The organism is Allobosea vaviloviae (assembly GCF_001298265.1).
In the GTDB taxonomy this organism is placed as follows: Bacteria; Pseudomonadota; Alphaproteobacteria; order Rhizobiales; family Beijerinckiaceae; genus Allobosea; species Allobosea vaviloviae_B.
In genome coordinates this window covers 28,178-44,011 of the sequence record NZ_LGSZ01000032.1, presented here as the reverse complement: position 1 = coordinate 44,011, position 15,834 = coordinate 28,178, and the positions used below count along the sequence as shown (strand labels likewise).

Sequence of the window (15,834 nt, the reverse complement as noted above, 5' to 3'; positions counted from 1 at the left end):
CATGACGCAATCATTGCCCTTTGCCCCCGCGATCACTACTGAGAAGCCATGAAATTCCTCGACCAGGCCAAGATCTATGTGAAGGCGGGAGACGGCGGCGCCGGCTGCGTCTCCTTTCGCCGTGAAAAGTTCATCGAGTTCGGCGGGCCCAATGGCGGCGACGGCGGACGCGGCGGCGATGTCATCATCGAATGCGTGCAGGGCCTCAACACCCTGATCGATTTCCGCTTCCAGCAGCATTTCAAGGCCAAGATCGGCGGGCACGGCATGGGTGCCGACCGCCACGGCGCCAATGGCGAGACCAAGGTGCTGAAGGTGCCGCCGGGCACGCAGATCTTCGACGAGGACGGCGAGACGCTGGTCGCGGACCTGACGCAGGCCGGCCAGCGCTTCGTGTTGTGCAAGGGCGGCAATGGCGGCTTCGGCAACGCCTATTTCAAGACGGCGACCAACCAGGCGCCGCGCCACGCCAATCCGGGCCTGATCGGCGAGGAGCGCTGGGTCTGGCTGCGGCTGAAACTGATCGCCGATGCCGGGTTGATCGGTTTGCCCAATGCCGGCAAGTCGACCTTCCTGGCGACGGTGACGGCGGCCAAGCCGAAGATCGCCGACTACCCCTTCACCACGCTGCATCCGGGGCTCGGCGTCGTGCGCGTCGATGCGCGCGAGATGGTGCTGGCGGATATTCCGGGCCTGATCGAGGGCGCCCATGAGGGCCATGGCCTCGGCGATCGGTTCCTCGGGCATGTCGAGCGCTGCCGCGTGCTGCTGCACCTCGTCGAGGGCACCTGCGAACATGCTGGCAAGGCCTACAAGACCGTGCGCAAGGAACTCAGCCTGTATGGCGAGGGCCTCGACGAGAAGCCCGAGATCGTGGCGCTGTCGAAGGTCGATGCGCTCAGCCCGGAACTGCTCAAGGAGCAGGTCGCGCGGTTGAAGCGCGCCTGCAAGCGGATGCCGATCGTGCTGTCATCGGCCTCAGGCGAGGGCGTCGAGGCCGCGCTGCGGGCGCTCTTCACCTATGTCGAGGACGCCCGCAAGGACGAGGCCCGGCAGAATGCGCCCGCCGAGGAGACCGGCTGGCGGCCGTGACCGCCAACCGAGCCTTGTTGACTTAGCGCGTGGCCCGCCGGGTCTCGCGCACGACGGTCGGCGCGGAGACGGCGCCAACCGCCCCGCCGACGACGGCCCCGACAGGACCCGCCACGACAGCGCCGGTTCCGGCACCGGCGGCCGCGCCGCCGATACGCTGATCGGTGGTGTTGCCGCAGGCGCCGAGCGCGATCGTGCAGGCGGCGAGGAGGCCCAAGGTCGACATCTTCATGGTGTTGAAATCCCAGCGTTCGTGAGACGGGGGAAACGCGCTGCCGGGAGCTTAGGTTCCAGCGTCGATCGGCCGGATGATCGCGGCATCGAACGACCGTCTCCGCTTTTCCGCGATCGGGAGCGTCTTTCCTCGATCGACAGCGTCCTGCGCCCTTGCGATCTCTGGAAAAATCCGTATACAGCCGGCATCGCATCAGCCGCATCATTCGCGTGGTCGATGAGGGCTGGTTTCCGGCTCGCGTCGCTGGCTTCGTGTTTGGCAGGCTTTCGTTTTTTGACCGGTTCGCCCTCGTGGCGCGGGTCGGTGGAGTTGAGACCATGAAGATCCGCAATTCGCTGAAGTCGCTGCGCGCCCGTCACCGCGACAACCAGCTCGTGCGCCGCAAGGGCCGCGTCTACATCATCAACAAGGTCCAGAAGCGCTTCAAGGCGCGCCAGGGCTGAGGTTGCGGCGGCCTTTGTGGCTGCCTGTTGCCTTGCGTGGTGGACGATGAAGCGGGGCGCCGTCAGGCGCGCCCGCTTTTTTGCCGTGTCGGTCGCCGCTCCGTGAATTGACGCTCCAGCTGGCGCGTCTATGCTCGCGGGCATGATGATCGCACGCATTCTGTCCGCCATTGTCCTGCTGGCGCTGGCCGCCTCGGTCGCTCCCGCGCAGGCGCAAGATGCCGCTCCGCAGCGTCCTGGCGCGGTCGCGCCCGCCGACAAGGACGACACTCCCAACGCTGCGCCGGCCGCCCCCGCGCGCACCCCGGCCGCGACGCTGGACAAGCTGTTCGAGCGGCTGGCGGCCGCCAAGACGCCCGAAGAGGCGAAGGGCATCGCCAATCTGATCCAGCGCCGCTGGTCACGGTCCAATTCGCCCACTGCCGACCTGCTGATGACCCGCGCCCAGACGGCGATGAAGGCCAAGCAGCTGGATCTGGCGATCGAGTTGCTGGATCGCGTCATCAGCCTGGAGCCCGACTGGGCCGAGGGCTGGAACCAGCGCGCCAATGCTCTCTTCATCGCCGGCGACCCGATTCGCTCGATGCTCGACATCGGCGAGGCGCTGAAGCGCGAGCCCAGGCATTACGGCGCGATGCTGGGCTTAGGCACCATCCTGCGCCAGCAGGGCGACGACAAGCGCGCCATGGTGGCCTATCGCAGGGCGCTCGAGGTCTATCCGCAGCTCGAGGCGATCAAGAGTGCGGTCGAGTCGCTGAAGATCGACGTCGACGGCCGCGACGCCTGACATCGTCACAGAACCGAAAGCGCGGTCGGCGCGTATGCGCAGCATGCTGATCCGCTCGCTCGTCATCGTCTTCGTCCTGGCTGTCGCCGGGATCATGCTTTGGTCGCAATGGCTCGGCGCCCAAGCCGCGCGGCGCTATCCGCCCAAGGGCAGCTTCGTCGATGTCTCCGGAGGGCGGCTGCATTACCGCGAGAGCCGGCCGGCCGGCGAGGGTCGCGGTACCGTCGTCCTGGTCCATGGCGCCTCCTCGGACCATGCCGATCTGCTGGCGACGCTGGGGCCGGAACTGCGCCAATACCGCGTCATCGCGCTCGACCGGCCCGGCTTCGGCTGGAGCGATCGGCTCGAGGGCGATGCCATGGCCGACCCCGCGCGGCAGGCCCATGCACTGATGCAGGGGCTCGACGCGATCGCGCCGGAGCGCTTCGTCTTGGTGGCGCATTCGCTCGCAGGGGCGGCCGCGACCCGGATCGCGCTCGACAGGCCCGAGCGTTTGCGCGGGCTCGTGCTGCTCGGTGCCGTGACGCATCCATGGCCCGGCGGCATCGCTTGGTATCATCATGCGACGTCCTGGCCGGTGATCGGCCCGGTCTTCACGCGCCTCGTCGGCGTTCCCGCCGCGAGCCGGCTGCTGGAGGCTGGCGCGCAGAGCGTCTTTGCGCCGCGCTCGGTGACGCCGGGCTATCTCGATGCGGGCGAGATCGCGCTCCTGCTGCGACCGGCGACCTTCCGGGCCAATTCGCAGGACATCGCCGCGGCCTTCGACTTCGTCAGCGCGCAGGTGCCGCGCTATCGGCAATTGCAGATGCCGGTGGTCGCGATCACCGGCGACAGCGATGACATCGTCTCACCGATCATCCACTCGGCCGCGATCGCCAGGCAGGCCCCGCAAGGTCGCTTCGTGCTCCTGCCGGGAGTCGGCCACATGCCGCACCACGCCGCGCCCGAGATCGTCATCGAGGCGATCGACCAGATGGTCGGCCCGAGGTCAGGGCTGGCGCTGAACTAAGGCGAAAAGTGCCCCTGCGATCATGATATAAGCGTTCAGGGAGTCAGCTCAGTGATATCATCGAACCGATTGCGTGCCGTTTCGCTGTGCTTGGCCTTGAGCGTTGCCGTTACCTCCGCGCAGGCCGAAGGCTTTGATGCTTCGCAGATGCCAAAAGATGGATCGCTCTATATTCGCAGAATAGAGGACCTGCCCAGCGACCTGAGCAAGCTATGGATACCCTGCACAGGCGCGGCGTTGCGGGTCGATCGCCCCATCGAACTGCATAGAGTGCCCAAAGGCCCGGTCATGGCTTTGGTACCGTGCTCCACCATCGTCGGAACGACCACTGTCTGGTTGATGCGAGGATGGCCGCTTCATCCACCGACGCGCTTATCACTGCCGGCGCCAGATCACCTGCCTGCGGGCGGAATCACTATGACGGAGGATCTCGGCATCGTGAGCTGGCATCCGGCCGATGGCATTTTGTTATCCACCATGACCTCAGATATGTGTCCGGACCTGTTCTGGCGAAGCACGTATCAGATCACCTCATACGCTGGTTTCAAGTTCAGTCTGCTGAGGATCGAAAGTGGTTTGAGGGCCTGCGGCACCACGCTTGGATCGGTTCGATGGCAGACCGAATGGGCTGCGAATCCATGGCGTGTGCTCCCAAAACCGACTCCGTAGGACGCCATCACGCCTTCTCGACATGCTCTTTCGCCACGAAGGCGATGCGGACCATGTTCGTCGCGCCCGGCGTTCCGAAGGGCACACCGGCGACGACGATGATGCGGTCGCCGAGTTTGGCGAACTTCTCGCGCACGGCGAATTTGCAGGCGCGCGAGGCCATGTCGTCGATGTCGCTGGCGTCCTTGGTCACCACCGCATGCACACCCCAGACGAGGGTGAGGCGGCGCGCCGTGGCGCGGTTGGGCGTCAGCGCGATGACGGTGGAGTTGGGCCGCTCGCGGGCCAGCCGGAAGGCGGTCGAGCCCGAGGAGGTCCAGGCGGCGATGATCTTGAGGTTCAACGCGTCGGCGACCTCATGGGCGGCCTTGGCGATGGCATCGGCGCCCGTCGCCTCCGGTTCGGCGCGCTGCGCCTCCAGGATCGAGCGATAGACCGATTCGCTTTCGACCTCCTCGGCGATGCGGTTCATCATCGAAACCGCCTCGATCGGGAACTGGCCCGCCGCGCTCTCGGCCGAGAGCATCACAGCATCCGCCCCTTCGAAAACCGCGGTGGCGACGTCGGAGACCTCGGCGCGGGTCGGCACCGGGCTGGTGATCATGCTCTCCAGCATTTGGGTGGCGACGATGACCGGCTTGCCCTTGCGGCGGCACATCCGGGTGATGCGCTTCTGCGTGCCCGGCACCTTCTCCAGCGGCATCTCGACGCCGAGATCGCCGCGCGCCACCATGATCGAATCCGAGGCGTCGATGATCTCCTCCAGCCGCAGCAGTGCCTGCGGCTTCTCGATCTTGGCCATGGCCAGCGCCCGGCCCTGCACGATCTTCCGGAGATCGGCCATGTCCTCGGGCCGCTGCACGAAGGAGAGCGCGATCCAGTCGACGCCGGCTTCGGCCGCGGCCTCGGCGTCGGAACGGTCCTTGTCGGTCATGGCCGAGACGGCGATCGTGGTGTCGGGCAGGCTGACGCCCTTGCGCGAGGACAACCGGCCGCCGACGACGACGCGGGTGACGGCCTGCGTCGGGCTCGCCTTCTCGACGACGAGCCTGAGCTTGCCGTCGTCGAGGATCACGACATGGCCGGGCTCGAGCGCGGTCAGGATCTCGGGATGGGGCAGGTGGACGCGCTTCTGCGTGCCGGGCGCGGGATCGGAATCGAGGGTGAAGCGGGCGCCGTTCTCCAGCGTCACGCCGCCATCGCCGCCGAAGGCGCCGACACGCAGCTTGGGCCCCTGCAGATCGGCGAGAATGCCGACGGGCCGGCGGAACTGCGTCTCCAGCGCGCGCAGCATCGCGATGGTCGCGGGCAGCGTCTCGCGCTGGGTGTGGCTCATATTGATGCGGAAGACGTCGACGCCGGCCGCAAACAGCTTCGCGCACATCTCGGGGGTGGCGGAGGCCGGCCCCAGCGTGGCGATGATCTTGATGCGGCGCTCACGCTTCATGTTGGTGTCCCCTCAGAGCATGGTGCCGAAAAGTGGGAACCGGTTTTCGGACAACATCATGCTCTTACTCCTTGTTGTAGAGACGGATTCAGATTTTAGGTCGAATCGACCTAAAATCATCCGGCTCTATGGCCGCGCGGGGGCGCTGCCGGTGGTGTCGGTGAGCTGGATCGTCCAGCTCTTCTGTTCGCCGGTGTCGACCTCGAAGAAGCCGGCGCGGTCATAGCCGCGGGCCAGACAGTCCTCGATCCCGCGAATCGTGAATTCCTTGTTGCGGGTGCACATGACGGATTTGCCGGTCCATTCGCCGCCGCGGTCGTAATCGACGGCGTGGACATAGTAGAAGCGCGCGGCAAGCGTGCCGCGCAGCAGCGTCTCGCAGGCGCGCGGGCCGATGTTCCACCAGCCTTCGGTGGTCCAGCCCTGCGCGTCGCGATAGCCGATCGCCACGCCGACGCGGCTGCCCGAAGTGTTGCACATGCGCAGATCGGCAAAAGCCGGGCTTGCGTCGAGCAGGCTTGCGCCGAACAGGCCAGCGGCCAGCAGGGCCAGGCGAGGAAGCGGGCTTTGGTGTCGGCTCATGAAGCGATTCAGAGTTCTGGTTCGATCAGGATGACGCGGCAGTCGTTGACGTTGGTCAGGGTCGGCCCCGTCCGCAGCAGGTCCCCCAACGGCTCGAAGAAGCTGGTCGAATCGTTGTCCGCGAGCGATCGGGCAGGATCAAGGCCAAGCGCCCCGGCGCGTGCCAGCGTCGTCTCGTCGATGATCGCGCCGGCCGGGTCGGTCGCCTCGCCGCCGCCGCCATCGGTGCCGTCGGTATCGCCCGATAGCGCGACGATGCCGGGTTCGGCATCGAGCGCGATGGCGAGCGCCAGCGCATATTCCTGGTTCGGTCCGCCCCGGCCCTTGCCGCGCAAGGTCACCGTGAACTCGCCCCCCGACAGGATGGCGGCGCGCTTGCCCTGACGCTTCAGCGTGAGCGCGAGTTCGGCATGGCGCGCGGCGACGTCGCGGGCCTCGCCTTCGAGGTCGGGGCCGAGATCATGGACCTCGTAGCCGGCGGCGTCGGCTGCGGCATGGGCGGCGGCGATGGCATCGGCGGGACGGGCGATAATGCGAAATTCGGTGCGGGCGAAGGCGTCGTGACCGGGCTTCGGCGTTTCGTTGGCGTCGTCGTCGAGCAGGGTCTTGGCGGCGGCCGGCAGATCGAGCCCGTAGCGCGCGACGATGGCGCGCGCCTGCTCCATGGTCGAGGGATCGGCGACGGTGGGGCCGGACGCAATCGCGGTCGGCTCGTCACCCGGCACATCGGAGATCGCCAGCGTCACCAGCCGTGCGGGCGCGGCGGCCAGCGCCAGCCGGCCGCCCTTGATCCGCGACAGCCGCTTGCGGACGATGTTCATCTCGCCGATCGGCGCGCCCGAGCGCAGCAGCGCCTTGTTGACGGCCTGCTTCTCGGCGAGCGCGAGCGCGCCGGCCGGAGCGACCCAATTGGCCGAGCCGCCGCCCGACAACAGCACCAGCACGAAATCATCAGTGGTGGCGGAGGTTGCAAGCTCCAGCGCGCGGGTGGCGCTGTCGATGCTGCCCTGGTCGGGGACAGGATGGCCGGCCGCGACCATCGGGATATGGCGGGTCTTCGTCTCGTAGCCGTGCCGCGCGACGGCGTGGCCGATGAGCCGCTCGGGCGGGAAGCCTGAATCGAGGTAATGCGCCTCGGCCAGCGCAGTCATGCTGCCGGCGGCCTTGCCAGCGGCGAGCAGGATCAGGCGGCCGGTCTCAGGGTGCGCAGGCAGATGCGCGGGCAGGCAGCCGGCCGGATGGGCCCGGGCCACCGCCGCATCGAAGATCACGCGGGCTTGTGCGCGCATCCGCTCGATCAGATCACTGGATCGCTGCAAGGCCGCCCCGTTCCGCCAGTCTGCTGGCTTCAAGTCGATCGCATCGACTTTCGTTGCCGAGTCTTTTAAGTCGCGAGGCGGCGGACGTCATCAGGCTTCTGCCGATCAGATCCTAGTTTTCGAGGCGCTGCATGCCTTCAAGGCGCTCTCTGTCCGGCGATCCTGCGGCGCCGCGTCCCGCTGCCACGCTTGCTCCCGGCGAGGTCGAGGTGATCCAGGGTGATCCCGCGACGGGGATGCTGCTGCTCTGCGACCATGCCTCGAACGCGATCCCGCCCGAGCTCGACGCGCTGGGCCTGCCGCCGGCGCAGCTCGAACGCCATATCGCCTATGACATCGGCGCCGCCGAGATGACGCGCGCCATGGCTCGGGCGCTGGGCGCGCCCGCCGTGCTGTCGAACTTCTCGCGGCTGCTGATCGACCCCAATCGCGGGCTCGACGACCCGACCCTGGTGATGCGCCTGTCGGACGGTGCGATCGTGCCGGGCAACCGGCATATCGATGCCGACGGCATCGCCTTGCGCGTCGCGCGCTACTATGAGCCCTATGACGCCGCGATCGGTCTAGCCATCGAGGCCGCGCTGGCGGCGGGCTATCCGCCGGCGATCATCGCGCTGCATTCCTTCACGCCGTTCTGGAAGGGTGTCGCCCGGCCCTGGCATGTCGGCGTGCTCTGGGACTATGAGGGCCGGCTGGCGCGGCCGCTGATCGCTGCCCTGCAGCAGGAGGGCGATCTCGTCGTCGGCGACAACGAGCCCTATCATGGCGGCCTGCCCGGCGACACGATCGACCGGCATGTGACGCGGCGCGGCCTGGCGGATGCGCTGATCGAGGTCCGGCAGGACCTGATCGCGGGGGATGCCACGGCGCGCGACTGGGGCGTGCGGCTGGCGCGGATCGTCGCGCCTTGCGTGTCGGCGCTGGCGGCGGCGTGAGGCGACGCGGCTGTTGAGAGATCGCCGCTTGCGGCTTGACGGTGGGGGCCGTGCGGTGCGAACCCTCCCGGCCAAATCTCTCCCCCGCATTCAAGTATGCATCGAGAAGGACATCAGATGGACGAACCGGTTCAGGGCGACCAGCTCAAGAGCATCGTGGAGCGCATCGAGCGTCTCGAGGAAGAGAAGAAAACCATCTCCGACGACATCAAGGAGGTCTATGCCGAGGCCAAGGGCAACGGCTACGACGTCAAGATCATCCGCAAGGTCATCGCCATCCGCAAGCGCGACGCCAATGAGCGCGCCGAGGAGGAGGCGATCCTGGACCTCTATCTGCAGGCCGTCGGCGAGAGCGCCTGAGGCCATCCCTATGCGGCGCCCATGATTTAGACATGCGTTACCAGTGAGCGCATGAATTGGGATGGGTGCTGAGGGGGCGATCCGAAGTACGATCTGGGCTTTGAAGCTCACAACGCAAAGTGCCGCCCGTGATGGGCGGCACTTTGCGTTTTGTCGCTCAGGCTGCGACTCCTGAGGCTTTCCATATCGGAGGCCCTGAACTGCCTCCGATTTGCGTCATCGCGGCAAGACCGTCGCGTTCCGAGCACTGCTCCCCGAAATGGGCTTCCGCCTAGATCTGGGGCGAAGTCGAAAGGCGGAGAGATTCGCGCGTCCCTATGGAGAAGCGGCCTGGTCCGGCTGCGAACAAGACAAGCAGCCCTCCTGCGATAGCCAAATCCTTCTCGAAATGGAGGAGTTGGCCACCGTCAGTGAATACCGTGTGGAAAATCGCTGCGGTTGAAAGGCAGAAGATGGCCAGAGCGAGCGCAGCATAGCGGCTCCCCCAGCCTGCCACCAACAGAAGCCCCCCTCCAATTTCAACGGCCAACGCGGGCATGAAAAGCCAAGTGGGCACGCCGAAATTCTTCATATAGACCATCGATATTTCCGCATGGGTAAGCTTGATCCAGCCCTCATGCAGGAACAGCAGGGCAAGCAGCAGTCGCCCAACCAAGGCGGCAATGTCTGCGACTGTCGACGTCGTCATGGTCATTGTCCTCGACACTTTAAATAGAAGCCGGCGGATGCCGGCTCCTTTCCGGCGTGGTTGCAGGCTCAGTTTGTTTTCGCGACAGTCGCGAGAGCCTTCTCCAGGTCCTCACGCTCTTCACAACCTGTCGGGCAGAGCTTCACGAGAGAGGCGAGATTGACACGCGCCTTGGCGACTTCGCCGAGCTCGACATAAAGCTCGCCTTGATACTCAAGCGCGCCCTTGTGGTTGGCATCGAAATCGAGCGCCTTGGCGTAGTAGGTCATCGCCGCCTTCTGGTCGCCGCTCTTGCGCAAGGAGAACCCGAGCAGATTGTAGACATCGGCGTGCTGAACGCCGGCGTCGATCATACCGGTGAGCTCCTTGACCGCGGCCGGGAACTGCTTGGCCTTGATCGCAGCCCTCACGGCGGTCAAGTTTGGCGCGCCCTTGGTCGGGGTGGTGTCGACGGCGAATGCGGCGGTCGAGGCAATGAGAGCGCCCGCGAAGGCTGCGAATGCGAGTTTACGGATCATGACAGTCTCCAGGATTGGAAAAAGGGGATGAGCGGGCCGTGTTCGAACACGGCCCGCGTAGATCACGCCTTGGCGGGGGCGAAGGTGTAGCCCGCGCCGTCCTTGGCGAAGACACCCATGCCGGGGAAGGGGAAATGCGCCCCGCAAATCGCCATCTTCTCCGCGATGACACGGTCGATCAGCTTGTGGCGCGTCTCGACGGCCGTAACGCTGTCCTGGTCGTAGCTGCCCTGCCAGTCCGGATGCGGCGCTAGCAGAGCGGGGACGTAAGCGACGTCGTTGGAAATCATCAGCTGTTCGTTGCCGGAGCTGACATGGAAGGCTGCGTGCCCCGGCGTGTGGCCGGGCGCCTTGACCAGCCGGACACCGGGCGCAACCTCAGGCTCACCATCGACGAGTTTGAAGTTCTTCCAACCGGGGAATACCGCATTGATGCGCTGGCCGAGCGGCTTGCGAGCATCGGGGAGCTTCTCGACGCGGCCGGGTTCGGTCCACCACTTGTACTCGGTGGCGGTGACGACGATCTCGGCCTGCGGAAACACCGGGGCGTTGGTGCCACGATGCATCAGGCCGAAGATGTGGTCGGGATGGAAATGCGAGATCAGGATGGTGCTGATCTTGGCAGGATCGATCCCGGCGGCCGCCATGTTGCTGGCAAGCTTGGTCGCCGTCGGCTGCCACTGCCCGGCGCCGGATCCGGAATCGACCATGACGTAGCGGTCACCGATCTTGAGCACGACGACCGTCAGCGGAATCGGGACGAATGCCGTGGTCTGGCCGGACTTGGCGAGCGCCTCCTTGGTCTCGTTAACGGAGGCATTCTTGATAAATGCGGGATCGTGAGGCTTCTCCCAGATGCCATCATAAAGCGCCGTAACTTCGATCGAGCCAACCTTGTAGCGGTGGAAGCCAACTGCAGGATCGGGGATCGTCTGCGCCTGCGCGGACGTCACCAGGTGCAGCGGCTTCACCAATCCAAAGGCGGCAGCTAGCGAACCCGCGACGAGCGCATCGCGGCGTGAAACGTGGGTCATCGAGCAACTCCCGGAGTATTCATGGCGAGCGCCGCAGCGGCGTCGCATGGTCCAAGAGTCTCCTCCGGCGCAAATTATTCCCGCCTATCGTCTCAAATCGCAGAAAAAATTACGGGAATAAAACATATGTGATCAGGATCATTGGGAAGAGCGGCTACCGTCCAGGCGCCCAACAACCGTGAGCCTTCAAGGGATCATGCAACCGCCGTCACGTTTTGAGCAGTTGGCGCTGCCGCACCAGGAAGCGGCGTTCAACCTCGCTTACTGGTTGCTTCGCTCGCGGGCTGATGCCGAGGACGCGGTGCAGGAAGCATTCTTGCGCGCATTCCGCGCCTTTGACAGCTTTCGCGGCGAGGAGTTCCGACCGTGGCTTTTTGCCATTGTGCGCAATGTTTCCTACCGCATGTTGAATTCGCGGCAACGCGCCGCAAACGTGATCTCGCTCGATGCTGCTCTTCCCGGCCATGATCACGAAGGTGGGTCGTATCTCAACATCGCCGCCGATGAGCCTTCGGCGGAAGACGTCATGATGGGCGAGGTGGACCGCGATCTGGTGCGCCTTGCCCTGGCAGAGCTGCCTGCAGCCTTCCGGGAAGTCGTCGTGCTGCGCGAGATCGAAGGGCTTGGTTATCGTGAAATTGCAGAGATCACCGGGACCGTGGTGGGGACCGTGATGTCTCGCCTATCGCGCGGCCGCATGCTGCTGCGCCAGACACTCGCCCGCAAGATCGGGAAGGACCGTTCTCATGCCGTGTAATCAACACTCACATCTCCTGAGCGCTTATATCGACGGCGAACTTCCGGACTCCGAGCACGAAGCACTGACGCAGCATATCATCGGCTGCAGCGATTGTGCCGCTCTGGCAGAGGAATTGCGCGAGACGAGCAGCATGGTCTCCGGGCTTGGACGGGAACCATTGCCTGTAGGGCTCTCACACCGACTTCGGCGTACATTGGCCCAGACGCAGGATCGTTCCGGCACCATCGGCACCCAGGAGCGGGTCGCGCCCGGCAAGCTTTCTCCAAGTGCGGGCGCTTATCGGCCTTGGATCAGGGCCGGGTTGCTTAAACATGCCGCCGTTTTCTTCATCGCGTGCTTGCTGTCATCGCTAGCGACGTGGTCGGTCCTGACGGGCTCGACGAAAGACAACCTGCTGGCGCAGGACCTGTTGTCCGCACATCTGCGTTCGCTGCTACAGGATAGCCCGATCCAAGTCGCCTCTTCCGATGCCCATACGGTCAAGCCGTGGTTTGCAGGGAAGGTCGACTTCTCGCCGGAGGTGCGCGATCTCGTCGCGCAGGGCTATCCGTTGCTGGGAGGTCGACTCGATACGATCGCCGGAAGGCGCGTCGGAGCGCTGGTCTACAAGCGGCGATTGCACATCATCAATGTCTTCGCTTGGACGTCTGGAGATGGATCAGAGGTTTCTCCGGCTCTCAGCACCCGCAACGGATACAATATTCTCAAATGGACACGCGGCGGCGTCACCTACGCCGCAGTCTCCGACGTCGAATCGTCAGAGCTTCAGCGGCTGCCGGATCTGTTGTAGAATTCCCGAACGCGAGCCTATTTCGCATGAGAGTGAGGCTAAGCTAAAAGCTCTCACTCATCGGCCGCAGATCCAATTCATGAGTCCATGCCGAACTGGGCTGATGAGCCAGTTGCCAATACGCTTGTGCGATATCGGCAGGCTTCATCATCGTGTTCGGGTCGCGCCCGTGCAGCACGCGGCTCGCATCGCTGTCGATGATGCCATCCAGAATCACGTGCGAAACGTGGATCCCGGAAGACTGGAACTCCCTTGCAAGAGATTGCGTCAGGCCACGAAGTGCGAATTTTGCGGAAGCGAATGCGGAGAATTTCGCTCCTCCTCTCAGGCTCGCCGTAGCACCGGACACGATAAACGCGCCTCCACCGGCCTGAACCATGGCCGGGATGACATTGTGCGCCAATATCGCCGCTGACAGTGCCATCGAACGCCACGCCTCCTCGAATTGCGCGATCGGCGTTTCGAGGAGAGGCCCTCTGACAAGCCGGGCGGGATTGTGCACCACGATAGCGGGAGGGCCATGCCGATCCGTCAATTCTCGTGTCACCGCCCGCACTTCATCGGAGTCGGTGAGGTCGAGATTCCTGGTTTCGATTGACGGATCGCTGGTCCGTTGACGGCGGCTGTAGCCAACCGCGTGATACCCTCCTTGCGCAAACCGGGTCAGGAGAGCATCGCCCAACCCAGGACCGGCGCCAGCAACGATCGCGAGACGTTTCGAAGATGTCACGAGTTCGACTCCTTATGCCGAAGGTCCAGTAGGCGCGACGGAGAGGTGCCCCAGCTTTATCCACACACGCGTGCCCTCCAAACCAGCCATAGCCCGCAGGTCCTGCGAAGGCGGCAGCCTTAGCCACGAGTGCCGCGCAAACAGTTCGTCGCCCTCATGGAATCCACCTTCGAGAACAAGAATTTCCAGGCCTTCGTGCTTCTCGATTGACACCTGAGCGCCTGGTTTCCAGACTTCGATGCGAACTTCCTCTCGCGCGTCGCGATGGAGGGGAATCACGGAGACATCTTGCCGTCCGGCGGCATTTTCGCGTTCGCACCGGTTCGTATTGATCCGCACTGACGCCCGGTCCTCGGCATCGAATTGCCAGAGCTTCACGAACAAGGTCGCGCCCTCGGGGGCGCTTGGCGCGTGAGACGACAATGGTGGATTGCGAACATAGCTCCCTGCCGGGAAATCTCCCTGTTCGTCCTGAAACACTCCCTCAAGAACCAGGAACTCCTCACCTCCCTTATGGATGTGCGAGGGGAAAGCGCTGCCGGGCGCGAAACGCACAAGCGAGGTTGCACGTGCGACCTCACCGCCCATTCGATCGAGCATCCGGCGCTCGACGCCTGGCGCGGGCGCGGCAACCCATGGCGCCTCCCCGGCGTGCGAAACCGCACGCGCGCTGAAGTCTGCGTTGATCTGGGTCATCTTCTTCCGACTCGCTTCAGAGGCCCTGGCCATCACGGAAACGTGTGTGGCCGAGGCCCGGATCTTCTTTATGTGCGTGTGACACGCATATTTATGGACAGCAAGTGGCGCAGCAGGCTCGCGTCATCAAGGTTCTGTGAGCCGAGAGCAGGTCGCGAACGGACGCCATTCAGGCCAGGGGGCAAACAGCTATGACGGCCAAGGATCCGGTCGGCAGAATGTCACGAGCAATGACGTTCATGTTTGCGATTGCGTGCGGGGCAAGTGTCGCGAACATATATTTCGCCCACCCCCTTCTCGATGAGATCGCCAGAGATCTTTCGGTCGATCCGGCGCGTATCGGAATCGTCGTCACGATGACCCAGGTTGGTTACGGGCTGGGGCTCTTGCTCATTGTACCGCTGGGCGACCTGATCGATCGACGTCGCCTCGTCGCAGGTCAGATGGTATTGTCAGCGATCGCGCTGATGGGTGTCGGATTTGCCCCTTCGGAACCTGTTATGCTGATGGGAATGGCGGCCATTGGCATTCTCGCCGTTGTTGTCCAAGTCATTGTCGCGTTCGCAGCATCGTTGGCTGCCCCCCATGAACGAGGCCATGTCGTCGGCCTGGTTACCAGCGGAGTCGTCATCGGGATCCTGATGGCAAGGTTCATCGCCGGCCTGCTTGCCGATCTGGGCGGCTGGCGACTGGTCTACCTTGCCGCAGCGATGTCGACGCTGACGTTGGCTGGCCTCCTGTACAGTGCAATGCCGACAGGGGCACCCCAAGCCAGGTCCGGCTCATATGGGGCGTTGATGCGCTCGATGTTCGTGCTCATCCGCGACGAGCCGCTTCTGCGCGCGCGGGCCGTCCTGGCCTGTCTCATCTTCGCCGCCTTGAATGTGCTTTGGACACCGCTCGTCCTGCCACTGGCAGCGCCACCGTTTTCCTTTTCTCATACCGAAATTGGAATGTTCGGTCTCGCCGGCGTTGCCGGTGCTCTCGCGGCAGGTCGAGCCGGAGGCCTGGCCGACCGTGGGCTCGGCCAGACGACGACCGGATTGGCTCTCGCACTCCTCACCGCGTCGTGGATTCCGATCTCCCTTCTGGACCGCTCGATCTGGTTCCTGCTGGCTGGCATCGTTATGCTTGACCTCGCGATCCAGGCTGTTCACGTCACCAGCCAAAGCATGATCTTCGGCCTTCACGAGGACGCGCGCAGCCGCATCGTGGGATGCTACATGCTGTTCTACTCCATCGGCAGCGCAGCAGGATCCATCGCTGCGACGCTCGTCTACGCGTACGCCGGTTGGGGAGGCGTTTGCATGCTGGGCGCTGTCATCAGCATGAGCGCGTTTTGGTTCTGGGTCTTGACCCTGCGCTATTCTCGGGCTCGCCGGAAACTGGTTCTCGAGATGTAGTCCTTGCGGGGTCCGCGAACCGCGTGCAGGATCGAGAAGGTCCCGTCCTGGCTAAATTCATAGACGCTCGAGTACCTATCCTCGAGGCATTGATGGTCGGCTTGCCCTATCAAGAGCGTTTCGACCCGCGTCACGCAAACCTCCTGAAACAGGCTCGCCCGCTCATCGTCGAAATGTACGCTGAAGCCTTCATTCAGCGCCCGAAACAAGAAAGACCGCGTTGCGTGCAGTCGTTGGCCGCTATCAAGGACCAGTTCACCCTGTTCATGATAGCGGAGCCAGACGTCACCCTCTGCCCGAGTAAACTCTGCAAATCCTTCCATGCGTCCGCCAGGCG

Annotated in this window: 20 protein-coding genes; 10 read left to right on the top strand and 10 right to left on the bottom strand. The window is 64.4% G+C overall.

From position 1 onward, the window contains the following. Window positions 1-48 precede the first annotated feature (48 nt). Window positions 49-1,092, top strand: coding sequence for a GTPase ObgE (obgE, locus tag AE618_RS10105; protein WP_054208942.1), 1,044 nt, complete (start codon window positions 49-51; stop codon window positions 1,090-1,092). A gap of 22 nt (window positions 1,093-1,114) precedes the next feature. On the opposite strand, the gene AE618_RS10100 is transcribed toward obgE, so the two are convergent. After that, window positions 1,115-1,324: a hypothetical protein gene (locus AE618_RS10100; protein WP_054208941.1), complete on the bottom strand. Its 210-nt coding sequence runs from the start codon at window positions 1,322-1,324 to the stop codon at window positions 1,115-1,117. Between the two features lie 320 nt (window positions 1,325-1,644). Between AE618_RS10100 and ykgO the strand changes: the two genes are divergently transcribed. From ykgO to AE618_RS27920, 4 genes are all read left to right on the top strand, one after another. Further along, window positions 1,645-1,770 carry a type B 50S ribosomal protein L36 gene (gene ykgO, locus AE618_RS10095; protein WP_038363015.1) on the top strand — a complete coding sequence of 42 codons (126 nt, stop codon included), beginning with the start codon at window positions 1,645-1,647 and terminating at the stop codon, window positions 1,768-1,770. A 142-nt stretch (window positions 1,771-1,912) separates the two neighbouring features. Continuing rightward, the gene (locus AE618_RS10090; RefSeq protein ID WP_082365177.1) at window positions 1,913-2,557 is read left to right on the top strand and encodes a tetratricopeptide repeat protein; all 645 of its coding nucleotides are present in this window, start codon (window positions 1,913-1,915) and stop codon (window positions 2,555-2,557) included. A gap of 34 nt (window positions 2,558-2,591) precedes the next feature. Beyond that, on the top strand, window positions 2,592-3,566 hold the full coding sequence (locus AE618_RS10085) for an alpha/beta fold hydrolase (protein WP_054208939.1): 975 nt from the start codon (window positions 2,592-2,594) through the stop codon (window positions 3,564-3,566). Window positions 3,567-3,617: 51 nt separating this feature from the next. Next, a complete protein-coding gene (locus AE618_RS27920) occupies window positions 3,618-4,235 on the top strand; it encodes a hypothetical protein (RefSeq protein ID WP_210166452.1) in 618 nt (205 codons plus the stop codon). A gap of 7 nt (window positions 4,236-4,242) precedes the next feature. On the opposite strand, the gene pyk is transcribed toward AE618_RS27920, so the two are convergent. From pyk to AE618_RS10070, 3 genes are all read right to left on the bottom strand, one after another. Beyond that, on the bottom strand, window positions 4,243-5,682 hold the full coding sequence (gene pyk / locus AE618_RS10080; RefSeq protein WP_054208938.1) for a pyruvate kinase: 1,440 nt from the start codon (window positions 5,680-5,682) through the stop codon (window positions 4,243-4,245). Between the two features lie 126 nt (window positions 5,683-5,808). Further along, window positions 5,809-6,264 carry a DUF1036 domain-containing protein gene (locus AE618_RS10075; RefSeq protein WP_054208937.1) on the bottom strand — a complete coding sequence of 152 codons (456 nt, stop codon included), beginning with the start codon at window positions 6,262-6,264 and terminating at the stop codon, window positions 5,809-5,811. An 8-nt stretch (window positions 6,265-6,272) separates the two neighbouring features. Further along, window positions 6,273-7,553 (bottom strand): glycerate kinase type-2 family protein, encoded by a 1,281-nt coding sequence (locus AE618_RS10070; protein ID WP_054208936.1) that lies wholly within the window; start codon window positions 7,551-7,553, stop codon window positions 6,273-6,275. Window positions 7,554-7,714: 161 nt separating this feature from the next. Here AE618_RS10070 and AE618_RS10065 point away from each other — a divergent pair, with 161 nt between their 5' ends. Together AE618_RS10065 and AE618_RS10060 are read left to right on the top strand one after the other, a co-directional pair. Beyond that, window positions 7,715-8,518 carry an N-formylglutamate amidohydrolase gene (locus tag AE618_RS10065; RefSeq protein WP_082365158.1) on the top strand — a complete coding sequence of 268 codons (804 nt, stop codon included), beginning with the start codon at window positions 7,715-7,717 and terminating at the stop codon, window positions 8,516-8,518. Between the two features lie 96 nt (window positions 8,519-8,614). Further along, window positions 8,615-8,878: a DUF2312 domain-containing protein gene (locus tag AE618_RS10060; RefSeq protein ID WP_054208935.1), complete on the top strand. Its 264-nt coding sequence runs from the start codon at window positions 8,615-8,617 to the stop codon at window positions 8,876-8,878. A gap of 271 nt (window positions 8,879-9,149) precedes the next feature. On the opposite strand, the gene AE618_RS10055 is transcribed toward AE618_RS10060, so the two are convergent. From AE618_RS10055 to AE618_RS10045, 3 genes are all read right to left on the bottom strand, one after another. Continuing rightward, on the bottom strand, window positions 9,150-9,566 hold the full coding sequence (locus AE618_RS10055) for a DoxX family protein (RefSeq protein ID WP_054208934.1): 417 nt from the start codon (window positions 9,564-9,566) through the stop codon (window positions 9,150-9,152). A gap of 68 nt (window positions 9,567-9,634) precedes the next feature. Beyond that, window positions 9,635-10,084, bottom strand: coding sequence for a tetratricopeptide repeat protein (locus AE618_RS10050; RefSeq protein WP_054208933.1), 450 nt, complete (start codon window positions 10,082-10,084; stop codon window positions 9,635-9,637). A gap of 62 nt (window positions 10,085-10,146) precedes the next feature. Continuing rightward, a complete protein-coding gene (locus AE618_RS10045; protein ID WP_054208932.1) occupies window positions 10,147-11,118 on the bottom strand; it encodes an MBL fold metallo-hydrolase in 972 nt (323 codons plus the stop codon). Window positions 11,119-11,296: 178 nt separating this feature from the next. On the opposite strand from AE618_RS10045, the gene AE618_RS10040 reads away from it, so the two are divergent. Continuing rightward, on the top strand, window positions 11,297-11,875 hold the full coding sequence (locus AE618_RS10040) for a sigma-70 family RNA polymerase sigma factor (RefSeq protein ID WP_156330200.1): 579 nt from the start codon (window positions 11,297-11,299) through the stop codon (window positions 11,873-11,875). Then, window positions 11,865-12,668, top strand: a complete 804-nt coding sequence (locus AE618_RS27280; RefSeq protein ID WP_082365154.1) for an anti-sigma factor family protein — start codon at window positions 11,865-11,867, stop codon at window positions 12,666-12,668. The genes AE618_RS10040 and AE618_RS27280 overlap by 11 nt, the downstream gene beginning before the upstream one ends. 43 nt (window positions 12,669-12,711) lie before the next feature. Here the strand turns inward: AE618_RS27280 and AE618_RS10030 are convergent, their stop codons facing one another. After that, complete coding sequence (locus AE618_RS10030; RefSeq protein WP_054208929.1) at window positions 12,712-13,398, bottom strand: SDR family NAD(P)-dependent oxidoreductase; 687 nt, start codon at window positions 13,396-13,398, stop codon at window positions 12,712-12,714. A 12-nt stretch (window positions 13,399-13,410) separates the two neighbouring features. After that, window positions 13,411-14,094, bottom strand: a complete 684-nt coding sequence (locus AE618_RS10025; RefSeq protein WP_054208928.1) for a cupin domain-containing protein — start codon at window positions 14,092-14,094, stop codon at window positions 13,411-13,413. 191 nt (window positions 14,095-14,285) lie between these two features. On the opposite strand from AE618_RS10025, the gene AE618_RS10020 reads away from it, so the two are divergent. Next, complete coding sequence (locus AE618_RS10020) at window positions 14,286-15,497, top strand: MFS transporter (protein ID WP_054208927.1); 1,212 nt, start codon at window positions 14,286-14,288, stop codon at window positions 15,495-15,497. On the opposite strand, the gene AE618_RS29235 is transcribed toward AE618_RS10020, so the two are convergent. Further along, window positions 15,458-15,820, bottom strand: coding sequence for a DUF6314 family protein (locus AE618_RS29235; RefSeq protein ID WP_432704498.1), 363 nt, complete (start codon window positions 15,818-15,820; stop codon window positions 15,458-15,460). The two genes, AE618_RS10020 and AE618_RS29235, sit on opposite strands and share 40 nt — an antisense overlap. Window positions 15,821-15,834 lie beyond the last annotated feature (14 nt).